Origin of the sequence: Acidovorax sp. Root217, from assembly GCF_001428645.1 — a bacterium.
Classification (GTDB): Bacteria; Pseudomonadota; Gammaproteobacteria; order Burkholderiales; family Burkholderiaceae_C; genus Acidovorax.
The window spans coordinates 623,207-645,645 of sequence record NZ_LMIH01000006.1; the positions used below are offsets into that span (position 1 = coordinate 623,207).

Below are 22,439 nucleotides of genomic sequence, written 5' to 3' on the forward strand. Positions count from 1 at the left end.
GGCAGGCAGCTGTCGCCCAGGCGTCCTGGGGCACTCGTATTCCCTAATGGTCGCTAGGGCGCAGGTGCGCGCACGATGCTGCGTTACCATCCGCCGACATAGCCCACATAGAGAGAGGATTGCGACCATGAAGTACTTTCGCCTGACCTGTATCGCCGCCGTAGCGGCACTGCTCGCCGCTTGCGGAGGCTCCGACGACGCCGGACGCGGCGACCTGGTGGAGCTCCCCGTCACCCTGACCACTTTGACGGCCGACCAGATCGATGCGGGCACCACGTCCAGCGGCCTCAGGGCCCTTGCCGGCAAGGCACGGTGCGACGTGAAGGTCGTGGCGCTCAACTACTACACGGCAGGCGCCAAGGCCGGCGAACTCACCAACGCCTCGGGCGTGATGCTGGTGCCCGCAGGCAGCTGCAACGGCGAGAAGGCTGCCCTGCTGGCCTATGCCAAGGGCACCGATGTGCAGAAGCCCCGCACCCTGGCCAACCCGCAGGACAGCGAGACCTTCCTGCTGGCCGCCATGTACGCCTCGCAGGGCTATGCCGTGGTCGCCACCGACTACCTCGGGTTTGCCAAGTCGGGCTACAGCTACCACCCCTACCTGCACGCCGATTCGGAAGCCACCTCGGTGATCGATTCGGTGCGCGCCGCACGCAAGGTCGCCGGCTCGGTAGGAGCCAACCTGTCGGGCAGGATCCTGTTCACCGGCTACTCGCAGGGCGGACATGCCTCGATGGCCGCGCACCGTGCCGCCGAGCGCGACTACGGCAACGAATTTGACGTGGCGGCCGGCGCCCACCTGGCAGGGCCCTACAACCTTTCGGGCTCGCTGCGCATTCCGGACGCGATCGCGGGCGTGCAGTTCTTCGTGCCCTACCTCGTGACGGCCTGGCAGAAGGTCTACGGCAACATCTATTCCGATGTGAAGCAGGCCTTCAAGGCACCGTACTCCAACTATATCGAGACGCTGCTGCCCAACCCGACGATGAACTACACCACGCTGGTGACCTCGGGCACGCTGCCGGGCGGCACGCCCAACCAGGCACGCGATGCGCTGTTCCAGCCGGCCTTCCTCGCCAGCAGCCAGACGAACGTGAACGACCCGCTCTACCTGGCCGCCCAGAAGAACGACCTCCTGGGCTGGACGCCCAAGTCGCGCGTGCTGCTGTGCGGTGGCTCGGGCGACCCCACGGTGCCGCCTGCCGTGCACCAGCGCGTGATGGCCGCCGATTTCGCGGCCCGCGGCGTGACCAACGTGATCTCGGTGGATGTGGACGGGCCCATCCAGGCCACCTTCGGCCCCGGCGGCGCAGCGCCCACCGACCCGACTTCTGCAGCCTTTGCCACCTACTACGGCGCCTACCATGGCACCTATGAGCCACCGTTCTGCCATGCCCAGGCACGCGCCGCCTTCGACATCATCGTGAAGTAAGCGACGCAGTCTCGCCAATGGCCAAAGCCGACCTCCGGGTCGGCTTTTTTCATGGTGCATGGCTTGGTAGTTTCCCGGGCGGGCAAGAAGCGCATGCGGAGTTAGGATGGTTGTTGCAAAAAAGCACGGTCGTGCTTTTTGTAATCTTCTTTCCTGGAGAACTCCCTTGAACACAAGACAATGCAAGACCGCCCTTTCGGTGCTGGCAACGGCCTGCCTGCTCGCAGCATGCGGTGGTGGCGGCTCGGACACCGCCCCTGCGGCGCCCGTGGCCTCGGTGAAAGTGGCTGGCGACAGCCTGGCCGACAGCGGCACCTTCGGCTACAAATTCACCGTGCAGGGCACGGCCGCCACCGGCGCCGGATCAACGCCGATCTGGCCCGAGCGCGTGGCCACCAGCTATGGCCAGTCGCTGTGCGCACACTACGTCTTCAACGGCACGGCGTTTTCCGCCAATGCCGCCTGCTCGAACTATGCCGTGGGCGGCGGGCGGATCAACAACTTCACGGCGCCCACCTCGCCCGTGTCCATCACCCAGCAGCTCAAGGACCTGGGCAACGGCGGCTACACCGCCTCGGACCTGGTGCTGGTCGACGGGGGCGGCAACGATGCGGCGGACCTGGTAGGCGCCTACCTCCGGGCGGCTACCGACAATGGCCAGGCCTATGCAGCCGTGCTGGGCTCGGTGCTGCCTGCGGCCACGGTCAACGCCGCCCTGGCGGGTGGTGCCGCAGGCCAGGCCCAGGTGGGTGGCGCCTACATGCAGGCGCTGGCACAGCAGTTCGCGGCCACCATCAAGGCCAACACGGTCGCCAAGGGCGCTCCCCGCGTGGCCGTGCTGAATGCCCCCGGCATCACCCGCACTCCCCGCTTCCTGATGGTGCTGGCCTCGATCTCCGCCCAGCGCGGTGCCGAGGCCGCCAAGCAGGCCGAGGCCCTGTTCGACGGCTGGGTCCAGGCCTTCAACGCGCAACTGGCCACCAGCCTGGCCGGTGACGAGCGCATCGTGGTGGTGGACTTCTACACATCTTTCAAGGACCAGTCGACCAACCCGGCCCAGTACCAGCTCACCAACGCCACCACGCCAGCCTGCCCGGCCACGGGCGTGGGCAGCGATGGCCTGCCGACCTACAGCTTCCCCACCTGCACGGCCGCAGCCCTCTCGGCCATGGCGCCACCTGCGGGTGCCCCCGGCGGTGCGGACTGGTGGAAGAGCTATGGCTTCTCCGACAGCTTCCACCCCACGCCCTATGGCCACCAACTGGTCGGGCAGTTGGTGTCGCGTTCGCTGTCCCGGGCGGGCTGGCTGTGAGCCGGCTTTGCTCCATCCCTTCGAAGGAGTCTTTCATGCACCAATTTTCCAAGGCCGGTCTGGCTGTCGCGGCACTCTTGCTGGGTGCCAGCGCCTCGGCCCAGGTGGCGGGCACGTTCAGCGTGCGCGCCGGATTCACGCACATTGCCCCGCAGGTCAGGAGCGGCGACCTGAGCGCTCCGAGCTTTCCGGGCACCAAGGTCGACGTGGGCAATGCCACCTCGCTGTCCGGCGGCGTGAACTACATGCTGACCGACCACTGGGCCGTGGATGTCCCCCTGGCGCTGCCGTTCAAGCACGAGATCGAGGGCGATGGCGCCATCGCTGGCGTGGGCAAGCTCGGCGAGACCAAGGTCCTGCCGGTCACCGTGTTCGCCCAGTACCGTTTTGCCGAGCCCGAGGCGCGCTTTCGCCCCTATGTGGGCCTGGGCCTGACCTACAGCCGCTTCTTCAAGACCCGCACCACGGCCACCTTGAGCGGCCTGACCGGTGGCACGCCTTCACGCCCCACGACGGCGTCGGTGGACAACAAGTGGGGGCTGACTCCCCAGGTCGGCTTTGTGTGGAACTTCAATGAGCGCTGGTCGCTGGATGCCGCCTACTACAAGAGCTTCCTCAAGACCACGACGCACCTGTCTTCGGGCCAGTCGATCAGCAAGCGGTTGAACCCCGACGTGATCGCCATCGGCGTCGCGTACAGGTTCTGAGCCGGGCCCGCCAACAAAAAAGCCGACCCCAAAAGGGTCGGCTTTTTCATGGGCCGGGGCCGCAGGGCTTGCTTACCAGCGAGCGCGCAGGCGGTCGTAGGCGTAGTTGCCGAACTGGCGGTGGGCGTTGGGCGTCAGGTAGACGCTGTCGGCGAACACATAGGCGTCCTGGTTGGCGCTGGCCACCAGGGTCGAGGTGGTGCACAGGGCCGAGTTGACCTGGCCGGCACCGATTCCGATGCCGTTGGTGGTGTCCAGCGAGGTGCACACCGGCGTGGTGGCATTGTTGAAGCCGTAGTTGGCGGGGGTGCCGACGTACAGGTTCACGTAGTAGGCCGAGTCCACGTACAGCACGTTGGCGCCCAGGTCGACGATGCTCACCAGCAGGCCTTCGTTGAAACGGCTGCTGGCATCGCTCAGCAGGGCTTCGCGGTTGATGGCCTTGGCCCAGGGCGTCTTGCCCAGGTCATAGGTACCGGTGACGACCACGTTCTTGGCGCCCGCAGCGACCAGGCGGCGCACCTGGGTGGCCAAGTCCTGGCCAGCCTTGCGCGCAGCGGCCACCATGTCGGTGGTGCTCTGGGTGCCGGCCGTCACGGCGGCCATGCCGGCGATCACGTCGCTCGGGCCGCCGTTGATGACGATCAGGTCGTTCGCGGCAACGCCGCCGGCGGCCAGAAAGGCGTCGATCTGCTCGGTCACGGTGGAGGTGTTGGCCACGCCTGCGGCGTCGGGCTTGATCGCCACGCGCGCACTGCCCACGGCATAGCTGCGCCCGCCAGCCGCGGACGATGCGGCCAGCGTCTTGCCGTAGCGCGAGGCGATCTGCAGCGTCCAGTTGTTCACGCTGCCATCGTTGACCGTGTAGCGCGTCCCCTTTTGGCCCACATCGCTGTAGGCGTCTCCGAAGGCCACCAGGCGCTCGGGGTTGAAAGCCGACTCCGTCGTGCTCGAACCGCAGGCCGCAAGCAATGCGGCCGACGCGCATGCGGCCACCAGTACGGTGCGGCGCATCCAATTTGCTGCCATGTATTTCTCCAGAAAATGGGGGGTTAGTTTAACGACGCCATGTCAAGGCATGTAAAGCATTGTCACAGTGCGGGCAAATTGGTATTCAGGCGGCTGCTGCACGCTGCAAGCGGTCCCGCACGCCTTCCCACTCCGGGGTGGCGGGCGGGGTCTCGATCCAGATCAGTTTGACACCCTCGTCGTCGAAGCCGCGCAGAACCGCAAAGAGCTGCTGGGCCGTGGCCGTCGCATCATCGGGCATGCGGCGCATGACCAGTTTGGACGAGCGGGTGCGCAGTGCCGCGCGGGCATAGATGGCCATGTTGGCCGCATCGGCACCCAGCAGGTCCAGGCCCGTCTGCAGGGCCTTGGCGTCCATCAGGCGCACCTTGGCGTTCGGAGCGTAGTGGGCCTCCAGCGTGCCCGAGGCGCGCGGGGTGTGCTCGGGCAGGTCTTCCTTGGACAGCGGAGCGATGCCGCAGGCGCGGGTGATCTGCGCGCGCGTGATGGCCCCCGGGCGCAGCAGCACCGGCGTGCCGCGCGTGCAGTCGACGATGGTCGATTCGATGCCCACGGGGCACGGGCCGCCATCGAGCACCAGCAGGTCCTCGCCCAACTCGTCGGCGACATGCTGGGCGGTGGTGGGGCTCACGCGGCCAAAGCGGTTGGCGCTGGGGGCGGCTACCCCCCACACCGGCGGACCACCCAGGTCACTGCCGCCGCCCGGTGCGGCGCAGGCGGCCAGCAGGGCGTGGGCGACAGGGTGGGCCGGGCAGCGCAGGCCCACGCTGTCCTGGCCGCCGGTGGCGGCCGTGGCCACGCCGGGGCGGCGCGGCAGGATCAGGGTCAGGGGCCCGGGCCAGAATGCCTGGACCAGGGCCTGTGCAAAGGCCGGCACTTCGCTTGCGAAATGGCCGATGCCCGAGGCGTCGGCCACATGCACGATCAGCGGGTGGTCACTGGGCCGGCCCTTGGCCGCGAAGATCTGCGCCACGGCCGCATCGCTGCTGGCATCGGCCGCCAGGCCGTACACCGTCTCGGTGGGCAGGCCCAGCAGGGCGCCGCTGCGCACCGCACGGGCGGCGGCGGCAATGGATTCGGGCTGAGTGCCGTCGAGGATCATGGAATGCGGTCCGACCGGGTCAGAAGGGCGCAATGCCCAGCAGGGCCGCAGCCTTGAGGGCGGTGGCGCGTGCCGCATCGGCACTGTCTGCCGTGATGTTCAGGTGCCCCATCTTGCGCCCGGGCTTGGCTTCGCGCTTGCCGTACAGGTGCAGGTGGGTGCCGGGCAGGGCCAGTATTTCGGCCCAGGGCGGGGTCTGCCCGCTGCCGTCGGCAGCAAACCACAGGTCGCCCAGCAGGTTGAGCATGACCGCCGGGCTGTGCTGGCGCGGCTGCGTGAGCGGCAGGCCGGCCATCGTGCGCACCTGCAATTCGAACTGCGAGACATCGCAGGCGTTCTGGCTGTAGTGGCCGCTGTTGTGCGGGCGCGGGGCGATCTCGTTGACCACCAGAGCGCCGTCCTGCAGCACGAAGAACTCCACGCACAGCACGCCCACGTACGACAGGCCGGTGGCAACCGAGATGGCACCCGCGATGGCCTGGCGTGCCAGGTCGTCGGGCAGGTTGCCGGCATGCACCTCGGTCACGGCCAGGATGCCGTCGCGGTGCAGGTTGCGCTGCACCGGCAGGTGCACGCAGGCGCCGTCGGCCCCACGCGCCACGATGACCGAGCATTCGAGCGCCAGCGGCAGCATCTTTTCGAGCACGCAGGCCACCTGGCCCACCGAATTCCAGGCGGCCGCGAGTTCGGCCGCAGTCTTCACCCGCACCTGGCCCTTGCCGTCGTAGCCCATGCGCGCGGTCTTGAGAATGCCGGGCAGCAGGTCTGGCGAGACGGCGGCCAGTTGCGCGGCCGTCTCGATCACCGCATAGGGTGCGCACGGCACGCCGCAGCGCACGAAATGGGCTTTTTCCTGTGCGCGGTCCTGCGCCACGGCCACGGCACCTGCAGCGGGCGACACGGGGCGCAGCGCGCCCAGGGCCGCGAGGGCGGTGGCGGGCACGTTCTCGAATTCGGTGGTCACCGCATCCGCCACGCGGGCCAGCTCGGCCAGGCCGGCCGCGTCTTCGTAGCCCGTTTCAATGTGGTGGTGGCTCACCAGCCCGGCGGGGCTGGTGGGGTCGGCATCGAGCACGGCGGTGAAGTAGCCCATGGCCTGGGCCGTGTGCACGAACATGCGGCCGAGTTGGCCGCCGCCAAGGACGCCCAGGGTCGATCCTGGAAGGAGGGGGGCAGACAGCGTGGTCATGCAGTAGCGGGGGGCAGGGTCATGTTGCGCGCCACTTCGGTCTGCTCGGCACGGAAGGCTTCCAGGCGCTGGCGCAGTTCGGGGCTCTCGCTGGCCAGCAGGGCCACCGCGAACAGGGCCGCGTTGGCGGCGCCGGCCGTGCCGATGGCGAAGGTCGCCACGGGGATGCCCTTGGGCATCTGCACGATACTGTGCAACGAGTCCACGCCCTGCAGGTGGCGGCTGGCCACCGGCACGCCCAGCACGGGCACGGTGGTCTTGGCGGCGATCATGCCGGGCAGGTGGGCGGCACCCCCGGCACCGGCGATGATGGCCTTGAGGCCCCGGCCGACAGCGGCTTCGGCATAGGCGAACATGTCGTCGGGCATGCGGTGCGCCGACACCACGCGCGCCTCGTGGGAAATGCCGAATTGCTCAAGAATCTGCACTGCATGCTGCATGGTCTCCCAGTCGCTGCTGGAGCCCATGACCACGCCGATCTGGATGGGTTTCATGGTGTGTGTGGGGGTGCCGGGCTGGCCTGGGGTCTGCCGCGGCACTGTAGGTGGAACACGCGATTTTACGATTTGCGATGGCCCCCCTGCCACGGGGTTGTTTCAATGCGCCAAAATAGCGCCAACTTGCTTCACCGGCCCTGGGCCCCCGACCATGATTGATGTCACCGTAGAAAATTTTGAAGCCGAGGTGATTGCCGCCTCGATGGAAGTGCCTGTGCTGGTGGATTTCTGGGCGCCCTGGTGTGGCCCCTGCAAGTCGCTGGGTCCGGTGCTGGAGAAGCTGGAGACCGAGTACGACGGCCGCTTCAAGCTGGCCAAGATCGACTCCGACCAGGAGCAGCAACTGGCTGGCATGTTCGGCATTCGCAGCATTCCCACCTGCGTGCTGCTCATGAACGGCCAGCCCGTGGACGGCTTCATGGGGGCCCTGCCCGAGGGCCAGGTGCGCGAGTTCCTCGACAAGCACCTGCCCACAGCCGAAGTCCTGGAAGCCGAGGAGCAGGAGGAAGAAGCCCTGGACGCCCTGGCCGAAGGCGACACCGACACGGCGCTGGAGAAGCTGCAGCACGCGGTGGCCACCGACCCGGGCAACGACGACGCCCGCTTCGACTACGTCAAGCTGCTGCTGCAACTGGGCCGTGACGACGACGCCAAGGTGGCCTTTGCTCCGGTGATCGCCAAGGCCCCCAATTCGCGCAAGATCGCCGCGCTCAAGGTCTGGATGGATGCCATCGATGCGGTGCTGACCAGCGAAGGCGCGGGCGACACTGCAGCGTTCGACGCGAAGATTGCCGCCAACAAGCGCGACTTCGATGCCCGCCTGGCACAGGCGCGCTGGCTCATCACCGAGCAGCGCTGGACCGACGCCATGGACGAACTGCTGGAGATCCTCATGCGCGACAAGGCCTGGGGCGAGGAGGTGGCGCGCAAGACCTACGTCGCCATCCTGGAGATCATCGAGCAGCCCAAGGCCAAGGTGGCCGATGGCCAGATCCCGCCGGACGATCCGGTGGTGGCCACCTACCGCCGCCGCCTGTCGAGCGTCGTGCTCAGCTGACCAGCGCCCCCCCATGCAAAAAGGCTCCCTCGGGAGCCTTTTTCGTTGCCGTGACCAGGGAATCAGCCGACCAGGCGTTCCAGCGCCTCGCGGTACTTGGCCGCGGTCTTTTCAATCACTTCACGCGGCAGGCGCGGCGAGGGTGGGGTCTTGTCCCAGGGCTTGCCGTTGACCTGGGCCTGTTCCAGCCAGTCGCGCACGAACTGCTTGTCGTAGCTCGGCGGGTTCTGGCCGGCTGCGAGCGCCGCTTCATAGCCTTCCACGGGCCAGTAACGCGAGCTGTCGGGCGTGAGCACCTCGTCCATCAGCACCAAGGTGCCGTCGGGCGCGAGGCCGAATTCGAATTTCGTGTCGGCAATGATCATGCCCTTGGTGAGGGCGATCTCCGCCGCAGCCTGGTAGATGGCGATGCTGAGGTCTCTGATTTGGGTGGCCAGGGGCAGGCCGATCATTTCCACGGTGCGCTCGAAGGTGATGTTCTCGTCGTGCTCGCCCGCTGCCGCCTTGGCGGCCGGGGTGTAGATGGGCGCGGGCAGCTTGGCCGCGTTGGTCAGGCCTTCTGGCAGAGGCACGCCACAGACCGAGCGCGACTCCTGGTATTCCTTCCAGCCACTGCCGGCCAGGTAGCCGCGCACCACCGCCTCGACCGGAATGGGTTGCAGGCGCTGCACCAGCATCGAGCGGCCGCGGATCTGCGGCGCCTCGGCCGGGGTGACCACGCTCTCGGGGGCGTCGCCGGTCAGGTGGTTGGGGCAGATGTGGCCGAGCTTGTCGAACCAGAACAGCGCCATCTGCGTGAGCAGCTCGCCCTTGCCGGGGATGGGTTCGCCCATGATCACGTCGAAGGCCGAGAGGCGGTCGCTGGCCACCATCAGGATGCGGTCGTCGCCCACGGCGTAGTTGTCGCGCACCTTGCCGCGTGCGAGCAGGGGCAGCGAGGTCAGGGCAGAGGTGTGCAGGGCGTTGGAGCTGGGCTGGGTCATGGTGTCGGTATGGGGCAGTCGGTGTCCGCTGCAGTCAGGCCTGGGGAAGGGGAGGGCGCGCACCCGCGCGGCCACGTTCTCTGTACAACAAGCCGATTTTACGCGCCGGGGCGGGTGCTGCGGCCGGGCAGGGGCTTGTGGGGGTCCCCGAGGGGCGGCACACTGCCGGGCTTGCTTTCACCATGCCCTTGCCGGCCACCCCCTGTGCCCACTTCCCATCCCCTCACTCCCCGCCGCGAACTGTGGCTGCTGCTGACCCTGGCGGGCGTGCAGTTCACCCACATCCTGGATTTCATGATCATGATGCCGCTGGGCCCGCAGCTCACGCGCATTTTTTCCATCAGCGACGCGCAGTTCGGCCTGCTGGTATCGGCGTACACGCTGTCGGCCGGTGTCTCGGGGCTGTTGGCCTCCACCTACATCGACCGCTTTGGCCGCAAGCGGCTGCTGCTGGCGCTGTACGCGCTGTTCGGCCTGGCCACGCTGGCCTGCGGCCTGGCGCCCACCTACGCCACGCTGATGGTGGCGCGCGTGCTGGCCGGCATGTTCGGCGGCGTGCTCTCGGCCCTGTGCCAGACTGTCGTGGCCGATGTCGTTCCCTTCGAACGGCGCGGGCGGGCGATGGGCATCGTGATGACCTCGTTCTCGGTGTCCACGGTGGCCGGGGTGCCGCTGGGGCTGGTGTTCGCCGAGTACGGAGGCTGGCACATGCCCTTCTTCGCCATCGCCGCCATGTGCCTGCTGCTGCTGGTGTTTGCCGCGCGTACGCTGCCCACCATGAACGCCCATCTGGCCGCAGGCCAGCAGCGCACGGCGCTGGGCGGCATCGCCGAGGTGCTGCGGGACGCCAACCACCGGCGGGCCTTCGTGTTCTCGGGCCTGCTGATGTTCACGGGCTTCACGGTGATCCCCTACATCACTATCTACATGCAGGCCAATGCCGGCGTGCGCACCGACCAGGTGCCATTGATCTACCTGTGCGGCGGGGTGGTGACGCTGTTCACGGCACGCCTGTTCGGGCGCCTGACGGATGCGCGCGGCAAGGTGGCCACCTTCCGCTGGCTGGCCCTGGCGGTCGGGCCCTGCCTGCTGGGCATCACGCTGGTGCACGGGGTGCCGCTGTGGACCGTGCTGATCGTGTCCACGCTGATGTTTGCCTTCATGAGCGGGCGCATGATTCCGGGCATGGCCATCATCACCTCGGCCGCCAATCCGCAACTGCGCGGCACGTTCATGACGCTCAATGCCTCGGTGCAGTCCGCTGCCATGGGCGTGGCGTCACTGGTGGGGGGTGTGCTGATCAGCCGCGATGCCCAGGGCTTGGTGCAGGGCTACTGGATGGCCGCCGTGGTGGGCACCGTTGCCAGCGTGCTGTCAATCATGGTGGTGGGGCGGCTGGTGCTGCATGGCGCAGCGCCGGTGACTGCAGCCAAGGCCTGAGTCGCGAGGCGAAAGGGGAGGTGCTCCCCCGCCAACTCAGCCATTGTGCGCCCTTTTCGGGCCGCTGGCACCTTGGCCGGCATAACCCAGCGGGCAGGGGCGGTATGGGATTGCATTTCGATGACAGCAGGGGCATAGTGAACCCGTCAATGGATGCATCCAAGTTCGCCGGGCCGCACCTCTGATCCAGGGCGGCATTTGTTCCACCGAGAGCCACAGGAGACTTATTTATGAACTTGACGATCAGCGGTCACCACCTCGAAGTTACCCCAGCCCTGCGCAGTTATGTGACCACCAAGCTGGACCGGATCAATCGCCATTTCGACCAGGTAGTAGACGTCAAGGTGCTGCTGACAGTAGAGAAGCAAAAGGAAAAGGAAAAGCGCCAGCGAGCGGAATGCAATATCCATGTGAAAGGCAACGACCTGTTTGCCGAAAGCTCCCACTCCGACCTGTATGCTGCGGTCGATGAGTTGGTCGACAAGATGGACCGCCAGGTGGTGCGCCACAAGGACCGCCTGCAGGACCACCACCACGAAGCTGCCAAGCGCGAAATGCACGCCTGAGCGTTGCATTGCGGGCCACAGCAACCGCCCCTGGAGGCGGTTTTTTTGTGGCTCCTTGTAAATTGCTCAGGGTTTTTGCCAATATGTGCATAATTGTTACCTCTGACCATGAACCGACTCGCCTCCATCCTGCCTCCCGCCCAAGTGCTCGTGAGCGTGGACTCCACCAGCAAGAAGCGTGCTTTTGAAGAGGCGGGTCTGCTGTTCGAGAGCCAGCACGGGCTCTCGCGTGCCCTGATCACCGACAGCCTGTTTGCGCGCGAGCGCCTGGGCTCCACGGGCCTGGGCCACGGTGTGGCCATCCCGCACGGCCGCATCAAGGGCCTCAAGGCCCCGATGGCTGCCGTGTTCCAGCTGGCCCATCCCATCGGCTTCGACGCCCCCGACGAAATGCCGGTGGCGCTGCTGATCTTTCTGCTGGTGCCCGAAGCGGCGACCCAGAAGCACCTGGAAATCCTCTCGGAGATCGCCGAGCTGCTCAGCGACTCGGTCCTGCGCGAAAAGCTCAAGGCCAGCATTGACGCGGCCGAGCTGCACGGCATGATTGCCGGCTGGCAGTCCACCCAGGCCGCCTGAGCCGAGCCGGCATCGCGCACCCGCCTTCTGCCGTGAAGCCCAATGTTGTCAGCGCCGACGTCCTGTTCGAGGAATTCCGCGGCCCCCTGAAATGGGAATGGGTTGCGGGCCTCGGCGCTTCAGAACGCCGCTTTGACGAAGTAGCCGTGCGCTCCGCGCGCTCGGGCGCCGACCTGGTCGGCTACCTCAACTACATCCACCCCTACCGGGTACAGATCCTCGGTGAGCGCGAAATCGCGTACCTGAGCAGCGCCTCGCCCGACGACTGCAAGCGCCGCATCGCCCGCATCGTGACGCTGGAGCCGCCGGTGCTGGTGCTGGCCGATAGCCAGACCGCGCCCGATGCGCTGGTATCGATGTGCGAGCGCGCGCAGATCCCGATGTTCTCCACGCACGAGTCCTCGGCCTTCGTGATCGACGTGCTGCGGGCCTACCTGTCCAAGCACTTTGCCGACCGCACCACGATGCACGGCGTGTTCATGGACATCCTGGGCCTGGGCGTGATGATCACGGGTGAGTCGGGCCTGGGCAAGAGCGAACTCGGCCTGGAGCTGATCTCGCGCGGCAACGGCCTGGTGGCCGACGATGCGGTGGACCTGTTTCGCATCAACCAGACCACCATCGAGGGCAAGTGCCCCGAGCTGCTGCAGAACCTGCTCGAAGTGCGCGGCATCGGCCTCCTGGACATCCGCGCCATCTTTGGCGAGACGGCCGTGCGCCGCAAGATGCGCCTCAAACTCATCGTGCACCTGGTGCGCAAGGAGACGCTGGAGCGCGACTACGAGCGTCTGCCCTACGAGCCACTCACCCAGGACGTGCTTGGCGTGCCTGTGCTCAAGGTGGTGATCCAGGTGGTGGCCGGCCGCAACATCGCCGTGCTGGTGGAAGCCGCCGTGCGCAACACCATCCTGCAGTTGCGCGGGATCGATACCTACCAGGAATTCGTGGAGCGCCATCGCCGCGCCATGGAGCGCGATACCGGAGGCTGAAGCCAGGCGCGGCCCGCAGGGCTGCGGACTTCAGGCGTTCTTGCTGGCGCAGGCGGCGCACTGGCCGTACAGCGCCATGGTGTGGTCCTGCACCAGCCAGCCCTTGGCCTTGGCCACGATCTGCTGGCGCTTTTCGATCTCGGGGTCGTAGAACTCTTCCACCTTGCCGCAGGACGTGCAGACGAAGTGGTCGTGGTGCTGTCCCTCGTTGAGCTCATACACCGCCTTGCCGCTCTCGAAGTTGCTGCGGATCAGGATGCCCGCCTGCTCGAACTGCGTGAGCACGCGGTACACGGTGGCCAGGCCGATGTCCGAGCGCTCTTCCAGCAGCACGCGGAACACGTCTTCCGCCGTCATGTGGCGCTGTGCGCCTTTCTGGAAGATCTCCATGATCTTCAGGCGGGGCAGGGTTGCCTTGAGGCCGGTGCTTTTGAGTTCGTCGATGTTGGTCATGGATTGGTCCTGGTTGCCGGTGGCCCGGGAAGGGGAGAGAGGCTGCCGCTACAATGGTTTGATCATATCCTCTGCTCTTTCCCCCATGCCAGTCAAAGCCCGTATCAATGCCCGCCTGGGCTGGATCCTGTTGGTGGGTGCCGTTGTCGGTACCCTGGCAGGGTGCGGCAGCCTGGACGGCGCCAGCCGCCGCCTGGCCACCGTGGTCACGCCGTACAAGATCGACGTCGTGCAGGGCAATTTCGTCTCGCGCGAACAGGTCGAGGCCTTGAAGCCCGGCATGAGCCGCCAGCAGGTGCGTGAAATCCTGGGCACGCCCCTGGTGACCAGCCTGTTCCATTCCAACCGCTGGGAGTATGTCTTCACCCTGAAGAAACCATCGGCCGAGCTGCAGACCCGCAAGCTCACGGTGTTCTTCGAGGGCGACGTGCTGGCCCGCTCGGAAGGCGACGAGATGCCGTCGGAGGCTGAATTCGTCGCTTCGCTGGACGGCGGCCGCACCGGCAAGGGCAAGGTGCCGGTGCTGGAAGCCACGCCGGACCAGCTGTCGCGCTATCCCGCGCGCAAAGCCGAAACCCCTGCCGAAAAGGCTGCCGACGCAGCACCGCAGGAACTCGCGCCGGCGCGCTACCCGCCCCTTGAGGCGCCTGGGCGCTGAGCGTCCAGCCAGCCCCCTGCGGGCTTTTTGATGGATTGACATGGGTCTGCGGACCCTCTTTTTTGCGATACCAGGAAACACATGCCAGGGAACACATCGACTGCCTCCACCCCCGTGCGCGTGGCCGTGGCCGGCGCTTCGGGTCGCATGGGCCGCATGCTCATCGAGGCCCTGCGTGCCACCGATGACTGCGTGCTCGCCGGCGCACTGGACGTGGCCGCCAGTCCCGGCATCGGCTCGGACGCCACCGCCTTCCTCGGCCATGCCAGCGGCGTGGCCATCACCTCCGACCTGCGGGTGGGCCTGCAGAATGCCGACGTCCTGATCGACTTCACCCGCCCCGAAGGCACCTTGGCCCATCTGGCCGTGTGCGCCGAACTGGGCGTGAAGATGGTCATCGGGACCACCGGTTTCTCCGACGAGCAGAAGGTCGAGATCGCGGCCCTGGCGCAGCGCACGGCCGTGGTCATGGCGCCCAACATGAGCGTCGGCGTCAACGTCACGCTCAAGCTGCTGGAGATGGCCGCCAAGGCCATGGCCACCGGCTACGACATCGAGATCATCGAAGCCCACCACCGCCACAAGGTGGATGCGCCCTCGGGCACCGCGCTCAAGATGGGCGAGGTCATCGCCGAAGCCATGGGCCGGGACCTCAAGGAATGCGCCGTCTACGCCCGCGAAGGCATCACCGGCGAGCGCGATCCGTCCTCCATCGGCTTTGCCGCCATCCGTGGCGGCGACATCGTGGGCGACCACACCGTGCTGTTCGCCGGCATCGGCGAGCGCATCGAGATCACGCACAAATCGTCCAGCCGCACCACCTATGCCCAGGGCAGCCTGCGCGCCGTGCGCTACCTGGCCGCGCACAAGACCGGGTTGCACGACATGTTCGACGTGCTCAACCTGAAGTAAACAAACAGGCTGTTCAAGCGCATGGATGCACTCCATTGGTGGCGCCAGGGCGATGCGGTCACGCAGGCCACCGCCCTGGTGCTGCTGTGCATGTCCGTCGCCAGCTGGGTGGTGATCGTCTGGAAGCTGCGCCTGCTGCGCCGCGCCAGTGCCGACGTGGCGCGCTGCGTGGCTGCGGTCTGGCAGGCCCCCTCGCTGCAGGACGCCGCGCTGCGCCTGCAGACTTTCGACCGGCTGGCCCTGGTGCTGCCCATGGTGCAGGCCGTGAACACCGTGGCCGACCAGGCATCCCCGGCAGCGCTGGCTTCCATGGGCAGCCTGTCCCAGCGCCTGACGCGCGTGCTGCGCGACGCACTGCACGCGGTGTTGGGCCGCCTGCAGTTCGGCCAGGTGCTGCTGGCCACCGTGGGCTCCACCGCGCCGTTCGTGGGCTTGCTGGGTACGGTGTGGGGCATCTACCATGCACTCTCGGCCATGGCCGGCGCCGGGCAGATCACCATCGACCGCGTGGCCGGTCCGGTGGGTGAAGCCCTGGTCATGACCGCCGCCGGCCTGGCCGTGGCCATTCCGGCCGTGTTGGCCTACAACGTCTGTGGGCGCCTGATCGGGCGCATCGAAGCCGACCTCGAAGGCTTAGCGCGCGACCTGCGCGAGCTGCGCATCGATACCGCAGCCGGTGGCACCCCGCAGGGCGGGCTTTTCCGTCCGGGAGGCGGGGAATGAGCTTCGGCCGGTTGGAGCGCAGCCAGGGCTCGGCGCCCATGAGTGACATCAACATGACCCCGCTGGTCGATGTGATGCTGGTGCTGGTGGTGATCTTCATCCTCACCGCGCCGCTCATGGCCAGCGCCATCCGCCTGGACCTGCCGCGCGCCGATGGCGCCGCGCCGGGCGCCCCCGCCAGGGCCCTCACGCTGGTGGTGGACCGCACCGGCCAGGCCTACCTCGATGACCAGCCGCTGGCGCAGGCCGCGCTGGCCGAGCGCCTGCAGCGCATCGGCGCTGCAGAGCCCGACACCGAAGTACAGCTGCGCGCCGACACTGCCGTGCCCTATGGCCGCATCGTCGAGATCATGGGGGCGGCCCATGCGGCCGGCCTGCAGCGCATCGGCTTCGTGGCCGATCCACAGGCGGCTGCCACGGCCCCGAAAAACCCCTGAAAGCCGGCTGGCAGGGCATGCGCGCAGGGTGGTGCGCCCGACAGCCTAAAATCCGCGCAGCGCAGTCCTGTGGCTGCACCCCATTCTGACCCGAGCCTCCATGCAAGACAAATACTCTCCCCAAGAGGTTGAGCGCGCCGCGCAAGACCACTGGACCGCCCGCGATGCCTACCGCGTGACGGAAGACGCGAACAAGAAGAAGTTCTACGCCTGCTCGATGCTGCCCTACCCCAGCGGCAAGCTGCACATGGGCCATGTGCGCAACTACACCATCAACGACATGCTCACGCGCTACCTGCGCATGAACGGCCACAACGTGCTCATGCCCATGGGCTGGGACGCCTTCGGCCTGCCGGCCGAGAACGCGGCGCTCAAGAACGGCGTGCCGCCCGCCAAGTGGACGTACGAGAACATCGCGTACATGAAAAAGCAGATGCAGGCCATGGGCCTGGCCATCGACTGGTCGCGCGAAGTCGCCACCTGCGACCCGAGCTACTACCGCTGGAACCAGTGGCTGTTCCTGAAGATGCTGGACAAGGGCATCGCCTACCGCAAGACCCAGGTCGTGAACTGGGACCCGGTGGACCAGACCGTGCTGGCCAACGAGCAGGTCATCGACGGCAAGGGTTGGCGCACCGGCGCCACGGTGGAAAAGCGCGAGATCCCCGGTTACTACCTCAAGATCACCGACTACGCCGAAGAACTGCTGGACTTCGTGACCGGCGACAAGCTGCCCGGCTGGCCCGAGCGTGTCAAGCTCATGCAGGAGAACTGGATCGGCAAGAGCGAAGGCGTGCGCTTCGCCTTCCCGCACGACATCCGCGGTGACGACGGTGCGCTGATCGGCGATGGCCGCATGTACGTCTTCACCACGCGTGCAGACACCATCATGGGCGTGAGCTTCTGCGCCGTGGCGCCCGAGCACCCGCTGGCGGCCCATGCGGCGCGCAGCAACCCGGCGCTGGCGGCCTTCATCGAGGAATGCAAGAGCGGCGGCACCACCGAAGCCGAGCTGGCCACGCAGGAAAAGAAGGGCCAGCCCACCGGCCTGTTCGTGACCCACCCCATCACCGACGAGCAGATTCCGGTGTGGGTGGGCAACTACGTGCTCATGGGCTATGGCGACGGTGCCGTGATGGGCGTGCCCGCGCACGACGAGCGCGACTTCGCCTTCGCCCTCAAGTACGACCTGGAAATCAAGCAGGTGGTGCTGGTGGACGGCGAGCACTTCGACTACCACCAGTGGAACGACTGGTACGGCGACAAACAGCGCGGCGTGACCATCAACTCCGACAGTTTCAGCGGCATGGGCTACAAGGAGGCCGTGGCCGCCGTGGCCCACGCCCTGCATGCCAAGGGCCTGGGCGAGACCAAGACCACCTGGCGCCTGCGCGACTGGGGCGTTTCGCGCCAGCGCTACTGGGGCACGCCCATCCCCATCATCCATTGCGAAGAGCATGGCGCCGTGCCCGTGCCCGAGAAGGACCTGCCGGTGGTGCTGCCCACCGACTGCGTGCCCGACGGCTCGGGCAACCCGCTGCACAAGCACGAGGGCTTTCATGCCGGCGTGGTCTGCCCCGTCTGCGGCAAGGCCGCGCGGCGCGAGACCGACACCATGGACACCTTCGTGGACAGCTCGTGGTACTTCATGCGCTACTGCGACCCGAAGAATGCCGACGCCATGGTGGCCGACGGCACGGCCTACTGGATGCGCGACCAGCAGGTTGCCACCGGTGGCAGCGGCATGGACCAGTACATCGGCGGCATCGAGCACGCCATCCTGCACTTGCTCTACGCGCGCTTCTGGACCAAGGTCATGCGCGACCTGGGGCTGGTGACGGTCGACGAGCCCTTCACCAAGCTGCTCACGCAAGGCATGGTGCTCAACCACATCTACTCGCGCCGCACCGACAAGGGCGGCAAGGAGTATTTCTGGCCGCACGACGTCGAGCACCTGCACGACGAGGCAGGCAAGATCATCGGCGCGAAGCTGGTGAATGCCGTGGGCGACCTGCCCGTGGGCACGGCCATCGACTACGAGGGCGTGGGCACCATGTCCAAGTCCAAGAACAACGGTGTCGATCCGCAGGACCTGATCGAGAAGTACGGCGCCGACACGGCCCGCCTGTACACCATGTTCACGGCCCCGCCCGAAGCCACGCTGGAGTGGAACGATGCCGCCGTGGAAGGCAGCTACCGCTTCCTGCGCCGGGTGTGGAACTTCGGCTTCAAGCTCGCCGCCATCGACCGCGATGCGGCACTGGCCAGCGTGGCCGGTGCCAGCAGCCTGGCCGACGTGCAGTTCGGCAAGGAGGCCAAGGCCCTGCGCCTGGAGATCCACAGCGTGCTCAAGCAGGTGGACTACGACTACCAGCGCATGCAGTACAACACGGTGGTCTCGGGCGCGATGAAGATGATCAACGCGCTCGAGGACTTCAAGGCCACCGACTCGGCCGGCGCCCAGGTGGCATTGATTGAGGGCTTCGGCATCCTGCTGCGCAGCCTGTACCCCGCCACGCCCCACATCGCTCACACGCTGTGGACCACGCTGGGCTATGCCGGTGCGCTCGGCGAGCTGCTCGATGCGCCCTGGCCCCAGGTGGATGCCAGTGCGCTGGTGCAGGACGAGATCGAGCTCATGCTCCAGGTCAACGGCAAGCTGCGTGGCTCCATCCTCGTGCCGGCCCAGGCCGACAAGGCCGAGATCGAACGCCTGGCGCTGGCCAGCGAGGCCTTCATCGCCCAGGCCGCCGGTGCCGCGCCCAAGCGCGTGATCGTGGTGCCGGGGCGCCTGGTGAACGTGGTGGTATGACCATGATGAACAAGCGCACCCTGCTCCTGCTGGCACCTGCCGCCTTGCTCACGGCCTGCGGCTTCCGCCTGCGCGGTGTGCCCGAGTTCACATTCGATACGCTGTTCATCGCCGCGCCTCCCAGCTCGACGCTGGCGCGCGAACTGCAGCGTACGCTGGATGGGTCCGGCTCCAAGCTCACGGTGCTGCGCGACATGGCCGACCTGCCCAAGGCCCAGGTCGGGCTGGAGTTGTTGTCCGAGCAGCGCGAGCGCGTGGTCGTGGGGCAGAACGCCTCGGGCCAGGTGCGCGAGCTGCAACTGCGGCTGCGCGTGAAGTTTCGCGTGCGCAGCTCCACCGGCGCCGAACTCCTGCCCGAGACCGAGCTGCTGCAACAGCGCGACATCAGCTACAACGAAACCATCGCCCTGGCCAAGGAGGCTGAAGAGGCGCTGCTGTATCGCAACATGCAGACCGACATCGTGCAGCAGTTGCTGCGCCGGCTCGCAGTCGTCAAGCGCTGAAGTTATTTCAGCGGGGGCACGCGCATCAGCGTGCTCTTGCCGAACAGTGATTCGACCAGGTCCACGGCCACCTCCGCCGTCTGGTTGCGCACATCCAGGGCCGGGTTCAGTTCCATGATGTCCAGCGAGGCCAGGCGGCCGCTGTCGGCGATCATCTCCATGCACAGCTGGGCCTCGCGGTAGGTCGGGCCGCCGGGCACGGTGGTGCCCACGCCGGGGGCGATGGCCGGGTCCAGGAAGTCCACGTCGAAGCTCACGTGCAGGTGGGTCTGGTCGTCCATGCCGGCCAGGGCCTGCTGCATGGCCTGGCGCATGCCGATCTCGTCGATGGCGCGCATGTCGAACACCTCCAGCCCCTGTTCGTGCACCAGGCGCTTTTCACCGGCGTCGACACTGCGGATGCCGATCTGGCGCACCTGCTGCGGCCGCAGGGCCGGGCCGCCGCCGGGCATGCCGGCCAGGCCGGTGAGCTCGGGCGGGCCCAGACCGCACAGGCAGGCCACGGGCATGCCGTGCACATTGCCGCTCGGGGTCAGGGCGCTGGTGTTGAAGTCGGCATGGGCGTCGAGCCAGAGCACGCGCAGCGTCTTGCCTGTGTCGGCGCAGTGGCGTGCCACCGCACTGATGCTGCCCAGGCCCAGGCAATGGTCGCCACCCAGCAGAATCGGCAGGCGGCCCTGCTGCAACTCGGCATACACCGCGTCGAACACCAACCGGTTCCACTGCACCACCTCGGGCAGGTGGCGGTAGCCATCCACTGGCGGCTGCCAGGGGTTGGCCGGGCCGTTCAGGTTGCCGCGGTCCACCACCTGCAGATCGTGCCGTTCCAGGGCCGCCTGCAGGCCTGCCACGCGCAAGGCTTCGGGGCCCATGGAGGCACCTCGTGCGCCGGCACCGATGTCGGTGGGGGCGCCGATCAGGCTGGTGGCAAGCTGCGGGGCAGGGGAGGTGGTCATGCGAAAAGGCCTTTGTGGGGTGGTGATCTGGCAAGCCATTGCGGCACGGATAGCGCCGCAGCATTGCGGACCATTATTGTGGGTCTGCGCACGCGCAATGAAAAGCCAGAGGCCTGTGCAATTCGTGCAGTAAACCGATCAATTTGCAGCGATTTACTGGCAGTTTGCGCAGCGTGATCGGTGTATCGCTTCGTGGGATGGTGCGGCGCGCACTCCGGGAGCGATAGACTTTGCCCCATGCAAGTCGCCCTGGCCCAACTCTCCACCCACCTCCAACGGGCCTTGTCGCCGCTGTATGTCCTGCATGGCGACGAAGCCCTGCTGCAACAGGAGGCGGCCGACGCCATCCGCGCCACGGCGCGCACCCAGGGCTATACCGAGCGCAGCTCCTACACGGTAGCGGGCGCTCACTTTGATTGGAGCGCTGTGCTGGCAGCGGGGGGATCGCTGAGTCTGTTTGCCGACAAGCAGATCGTGGAGATCCGCGTGCCCTCGGGCAAGCCTGGCAAGGATGGCAGCGTGGCGCTGCAGCAGATTGCCGAGGCTGCCAAGGGCAACGACAGCACGCTCACGCTGGTGATGCTGCCGCGCCTGGACAAGGCCACCCGCACCGGCGCCTGGTTTGCTGCACTGGAAGGCAGCGGCACCTCGATCCAGATCGACCCCATCGAGCGCGGCGTGCTGCCGCAGTGGATCGCCCAGCGCCTGGCCACCCAGGGTCAGCGCGTGGTGGCGGGCGAAGAAGGCCAGCGCACGCTGCAGTTCTTTGCCGACCGGGTGGAGGGCAACCTGCTCGCCGCGCACCAGGAGATCCAGAAGCTGGCGCTGCTGCACCCGCCTGGCGAGCTCACGCAGGCGCAGGTGGAGGCCGCCGTGCTCAACGTGGCGCGCTACGACGTGTTCAAGCTGTCCGAATCGGTGCTGGCCGGGCACACCGGGCGCGTGCAGCGCATGCTCGACGGCCTGCAGGCCGAAGGCGAGGCCGAGGTTCTGGTGCATTGGGCGCTGGCCGAGGATATCCGCGCCCTGAAACGTGTGAAGGATGCGATGAATGCCGGCCGCCCCCTGCCCATGGCCCTGCGCGAGAACCGCATCTGGGGCCCCAAGGAGCGCCTGTTCGAGCGCATCCTGCCCAAGGCCAGCGATGCGGCGCTGGCACGCCTGCTGCAATCGGCCCACACCGTGGACGGCATCGTCAAGGGCCTGAAGTCGCCCGACTGGCCCACCGATGGCTGGCAGGCCCTGCAGCGCCTGGCGCTGCAGCTGTGCAAGCTCACCAGCGCGGCCCGCTGACAGGTTGATCAGCGGGGCTCAGCGCGCGTCCAGCGTGACTCGCGCCTTGTCCACCCACATCTGCAGATTGGCCACCAGGTCCTTCTGGCTGAATGAGCAGCTCTCTTCGGAGAACAGCGCGCTCGATTCGAGCCGGTCCAGCAGGTTCAGCAGCACCTCGCTGTAGCGCGGCGGCAGCGCCGCCAGCAATTGCGCCTGTCCGCGCGCCAGGTCGCTAAAGGACGCTGCACTGGCCGCGCCCTCGCTGAAACGCGCCAGGGCGCCTTGCAATGTGGTGAGTTGATCGTGTTCTGCAGCCATGCCCCAAGTATCGGCGAAAGGACCTGGCGACCCGGCGCCGGCACGACCGTGCGTTTTTCCGTACAGGGTTCGTGCACAAGTTCACGCCTGCCCCGCCGGCCTGTTCCGTACACCATTGTTTGCAAAGCCGGCCGTCGGCAGACTCGCAGCCAGGCGGGTCGCAGCCCGGCATCTCGGGGATGGAATGGCTGCAACACCGCTGGTTCATGGAGCCCTTGCAGGCTCTGAACGGTGATTCCATTTTCTTTTTTATTCTTATCGAGGGAACCGATGAAGTATCTGATGACGAAGAAGTCTTTGCGCACTGCCGCTGCCCTGGGTGCTGCCGCGCTGTGCTCCGCTTTCGTGATGACCTCCGCCCAGGCCGTGCAGCCTGCCATTTCCATGGGCTATGACCATGCCCTGGTCCTGCGTGCGGATGGCACGGTCTGGGCCTGGGGCTACAACGGCGGCGGGCAACTGGGCCTTGGCAATTCCAGCACCCGCACGTCGCCCACGCAGATCCCCTCGCTG

The 22,439-nt window shown here is 67.1% G+C and carries 23 protein-coding genes and 1 pseudogene; 16 read left to right on the forward strand and 8 right to left on the reverse strand.

Annotated elements, in window-relative coordinates; all coding sequences use genetic code 11:
- The first annotated feature begins 127 nt into the window (after positions 1–127).
- From ASE31_RS06890 to ASE31_RS06900, 3 genes are all read left to right on the forward strand, one after another.
- Positions 128–1,432: a lipase family protein gene (locus tag ASE31_RS06890; protein ID WP_057200762.1), complete on the forward strand. Its 1,305-nt coding sequence runs from the start codon at positions 128–130 to the stop codon at positions 1,430–1,432.
- A gap of 166 nt (positions 1,433–1,598) precedes the next feature.
- Complete coding sequence (locus tag ASE31_RS06895) at positions 1,599–2,744, forward strand: SGNH/GDSL hydrolase family protein (protein ID WP_057200763.1); 1,146 nt, start codon at positions 1,599–1,601, stop codon at positions 2,742–2,744.
- Positions 2,745–2,779: 35 nt separating this feature from the next.
- Positions 2,780–3,451 carry an OmpW family protein gene (locus tag ASE31_RS06900; RefSeq protein ID WP_057200764.1) on the forward strand — a complete coding sequence of 224 codons (672 nt, stop codon included), beginning with the start codon at positions 2,780–2,782 and terminating at the stop codon, positions 3,449–3,451.
- 72 nt (positions 3,452–3,523) lie between these two features.
- On the opposite strand, the gene ASE31_RS06905 is transcribed toward ASE31_RS06900, so the two are convergent.
- The 4 genes from ASE31_RS06905 to purE all read right to left on the reverse strand — a co-directional run bounded on the left by ASE31_RS06905 (position 3,524) and on the right by purE (position 7,265).
- Positions 3,524–4,480, reverse strand: a complete 957-nt coding sequence (locus tag ASE31_RS06905; RefSeq protein WP_057200765.1) for an SGNH/GDSL hydrolase family protein — start codon at positions 4,478–4,480, stop codon at positions 3,524–3,526.
- 85 nt (positions 4,481–4,565) lie between these two features.
- Positions 4,566–5,582 (reverse strand): L-threonylcarbamoyladenylate synthase, encoded by a 1,017-nt coding sequence (locus ASE31_RS06910; protein WP_057200766.1) that lies wholly within the window; start codon positions 5,580–5,582, stop codon positions 4,566–4,568.
- Between the two features lie 19 nt (positions 5,583–5,601).
- The gene (locus ASE31_RS06915) at positions 5,602–6,771 is read right to left on the reverse strand and encodes a 5-(carboxyamino)imidazole ribonucleotide synthase (RefSeq protein WP_057200767.1); all 1,170 of its coding nucleotides are present in this window, start codon (positions 6,769–6,771) and stop codon (positions 5,602–5,604) included.
- Entirely contained in the window at positions 6,768–7,265 is a 498-nt protein-coding gene (gene purE / locus ASE31_RS06920; RefSeq protein ID WP_057200768.1) for a 5-(carboxyamino)imidazole ribonucleotide mutase, read from the reverse strand. Before purE ends, ASE31_RS06915 begins: the two co-directional genes overlap by 4 nt.
- A 154-nt stretch (positions 7,266–7,419) precedes the next feature.
- On the opposite strand from purE, the gene trxA reads away from it, so the two are divergent.
- Complete coding sequence (trxA, locus tag ASE31_RS06925) at positions 7,420–8,325, forward strand: thioredoxin (protein ID WP_057200769.1); 906 nt, start codon at positions 7,420–7,422, stop codon at positions 8,323–8,325.
- Between the two features lie 62 nt (positions 8,326–8,387).
- On the opposite strand, the gene ASE31_RS06930 is transcribed toward trxA, so the two are convergent.
- Positions 8,388–9,308, reverse strand: coding sequence for a phosphoribosylaminoimidazolesuccinocarboxamide synthase (locus ASE31_RS06930; protein WP_007857537.1), 921 nt, complete (start codon positions 9,306–9,308; stop codon positions 8,388–8,390).
- A gap of 204 nt (positions 9,309–9,512) precedes the next feature.
- On the opposite strand from ASE31_RS06930, the gene ASE31_RS06935 reads away from it, so the two are divergent.
- From ASE31_RS06935 to hprK, 4 genes are all read left to right on the forward strand, one after another.
- The gene (locus tag ASE31_RS06935) at positions 9,513–10,748 is read left to right on the forward strand and encodes an MFS transporter (protein WP_057200770.1); all 1,236 of its coding nucleotides are present in this window, start codon (positions 9,513–9,515) and stop codon (positions 10,746–10,748) included.
- A gap of 230 nt (positions 10,749–10,978) precedes the next feature.
- Positions 10,979–11,314 (forward strand): ribosome hibernation-promoting factor, HPF/YfiA family, encoded by a 336-nt coding sequence (gene hpf / locus ASE31_RS06940; protein WP_007857535.1) that lies wholly within the window; start codon positions 10,979–10,981, stop codon positions 11,312–11,314.
- 108 nt (positions 11,315–11,422) lie between these two features.
- Complete coding sequence (locus tag ASE31_RS06945; RefSeq protein ID WP_057200771.1) at positions 11,423–11,890, forward strand: PTS sugar transporter subunit IIA; 468 nt, start codon at positions 11,423–11,425, stop codon at positions 11,888–11,890.
- Between the two features lie 32 nt (positions 11,891–11,922).
- Positions 11,923–12,879 carry an HPr(Ser) kinase/phosphatase gene (gene hprK, locus ASE31_RS06950; RefSeq protein WP_057200772.1) on the forward strand — a complete coding sequence of 319 codons (957 nt, stop codon included), beginning with the start codon at positions 11,923–11,925 and terminating at the stop codon, positions 12,877–12,879.
- Positions 12,880–12,909: 30 nt separating this feature from the next.
- Here the strand turns inward: hprK and fur are convergent, their stop codons facing one another.
- Positions 12,910–13,332, reverse strand: a complete 423-nt coding sequence (fur, locus tag ASE31_RS06955; protein ID WP_057200773.1) for a ferric iron uptake transcriptional regulator — start codon at positions 13,330–13,332, stop codon at positions 12,910–12,912.
- 85 nt (positions 13,333–13,417) lie between these two features.
- Between fur and ASE31_RS06960 the strand changes: the two genes are divergently transcribed.
- The 6 genes from ASE31_RS06960 (at position 13,418) to lptE (ending at position 19,377) form a co-directional block, all read left to right on the forward strand.
- Positions 13,418–13,990, forward strand: a complete 573-nt coding sequence (locus tag ASE31_RS06960; protein WP_057200774.1) for an outer membrane protein assembly factor BamE — start codon at positions 13,418–13,420, stop codon at positions 13,988–13,990.
- 81 nt (positions 13,991–14,071) lie between these two features.
- A complete protein-coding gene (gene dapB, locus ASE31_RS06965) occupies positions 14,072–14,902 on the forward strand; it encodes a 4-hydroxy-tetrahydrodipicolinate reductase (RefSeq protein ID WP_082604047.1) in 831 nt (276 codons plus the stop codon).
- Between the two features lie 21 nt (positions 14,903–14,923).
- Entirely contained in the window at positions 14,924–15,625 is a 702-nt protein-coding gene (locus ASE31_RS06970; protein ID WP_057200775.1) for a MotA/TolQ/ExbB proton channel family protein, read from the forward strand.
- Entirely contained in the window at positions 15,622–16,062 is a 441-nt protein-coding gene (locus ASE31_RS06975; RefSeq protein ID WP_057200776.1) for a biopolymer transporter ExbD, read from the forward strand. Before ASE31_RS06970 ends, ASE31_RS06975 begins: the two co-directional genes overlap by 4 nt.
- Before the next feature lie 100 nt (positions 16,063–16,162).
- Positions 16,163–18,874 (forward strand): leucine--tRNA ligase, encoded by a 2,712-nt coding sequence (gene leuS / locus ASE31_RS06980; RefSeq protein ID WP_057200777.1) that lies wholly within the window; start codon positions 16,163–16,165, stop codon positions 18,872–18,874.
- Positions 18,875–18,879: 5 nt separating this feature from the next.
- Entirely contained in the window at positions 18,880–19,377 is a 498-nt protein-coding gene (gene lptE, locus ASE31_RS06985; RefSeq protein ID WP_057200846.1) for an LPS assembly lipoprotein LptE, read from the forward strand.
- A gap of 2 nt (positions 19,378–19,379) precedes the next feature.
- Here the strand turns inward: lptE and rocF are convergent, their stop codons facing one another.
- Positions 19,380–20,333, reverse strand: coding sequence for an arginase (rocF, locus tag ASE31_RS06990; RefSeq protein ID WP_057200778.1), 954 nt, complete (start codon positions 20,331–20,333; stop codon positions 19,380–19,382).
- Positions 20,334–20,570: 237 nt separating this feature from the next.
- On the opposite strand from rocF, the gene holA reads away from it, so the two are divergent.
- Positions 20,571–21,626: a DNA polymerase III subunit delta gene (gene holA, locus ASE31_RS06995; protein ID WP_057200779.1), complete on the forward strand. Its 1,056-nt coding sequence runs from the start codon at positions 20,571–20,573 to the stop codon at positions 21,624–21,626.
- A gap of 18 nt (positions 21,627–21,644) precedes the next feature.
- Here the strand turns inward: holA and ASE31_RS07000 are convergent, their stop codons facing one another.
- On the reverse strand, positions 21,645–21,926 hold the full coding sequence (locus ASE31_RS07000) for a hypothetical protein (protein WP_057200780.1): 282 nt from the start codon (positions 21,924–21,926) through the stop codon (positions 21,645–21,647).
- Positions 21,927–22,208: 282 nt separating this feature from the next.
- Here ASE31_RS07000 and ASE31_RS07005 point away from each other — a divergent pair.
- Positions 22,209–22,439, forward strand: a pseudogene (locus tag ASE31_RS07005) (RCC1 domain-containing protein); the annotation flags it as partial.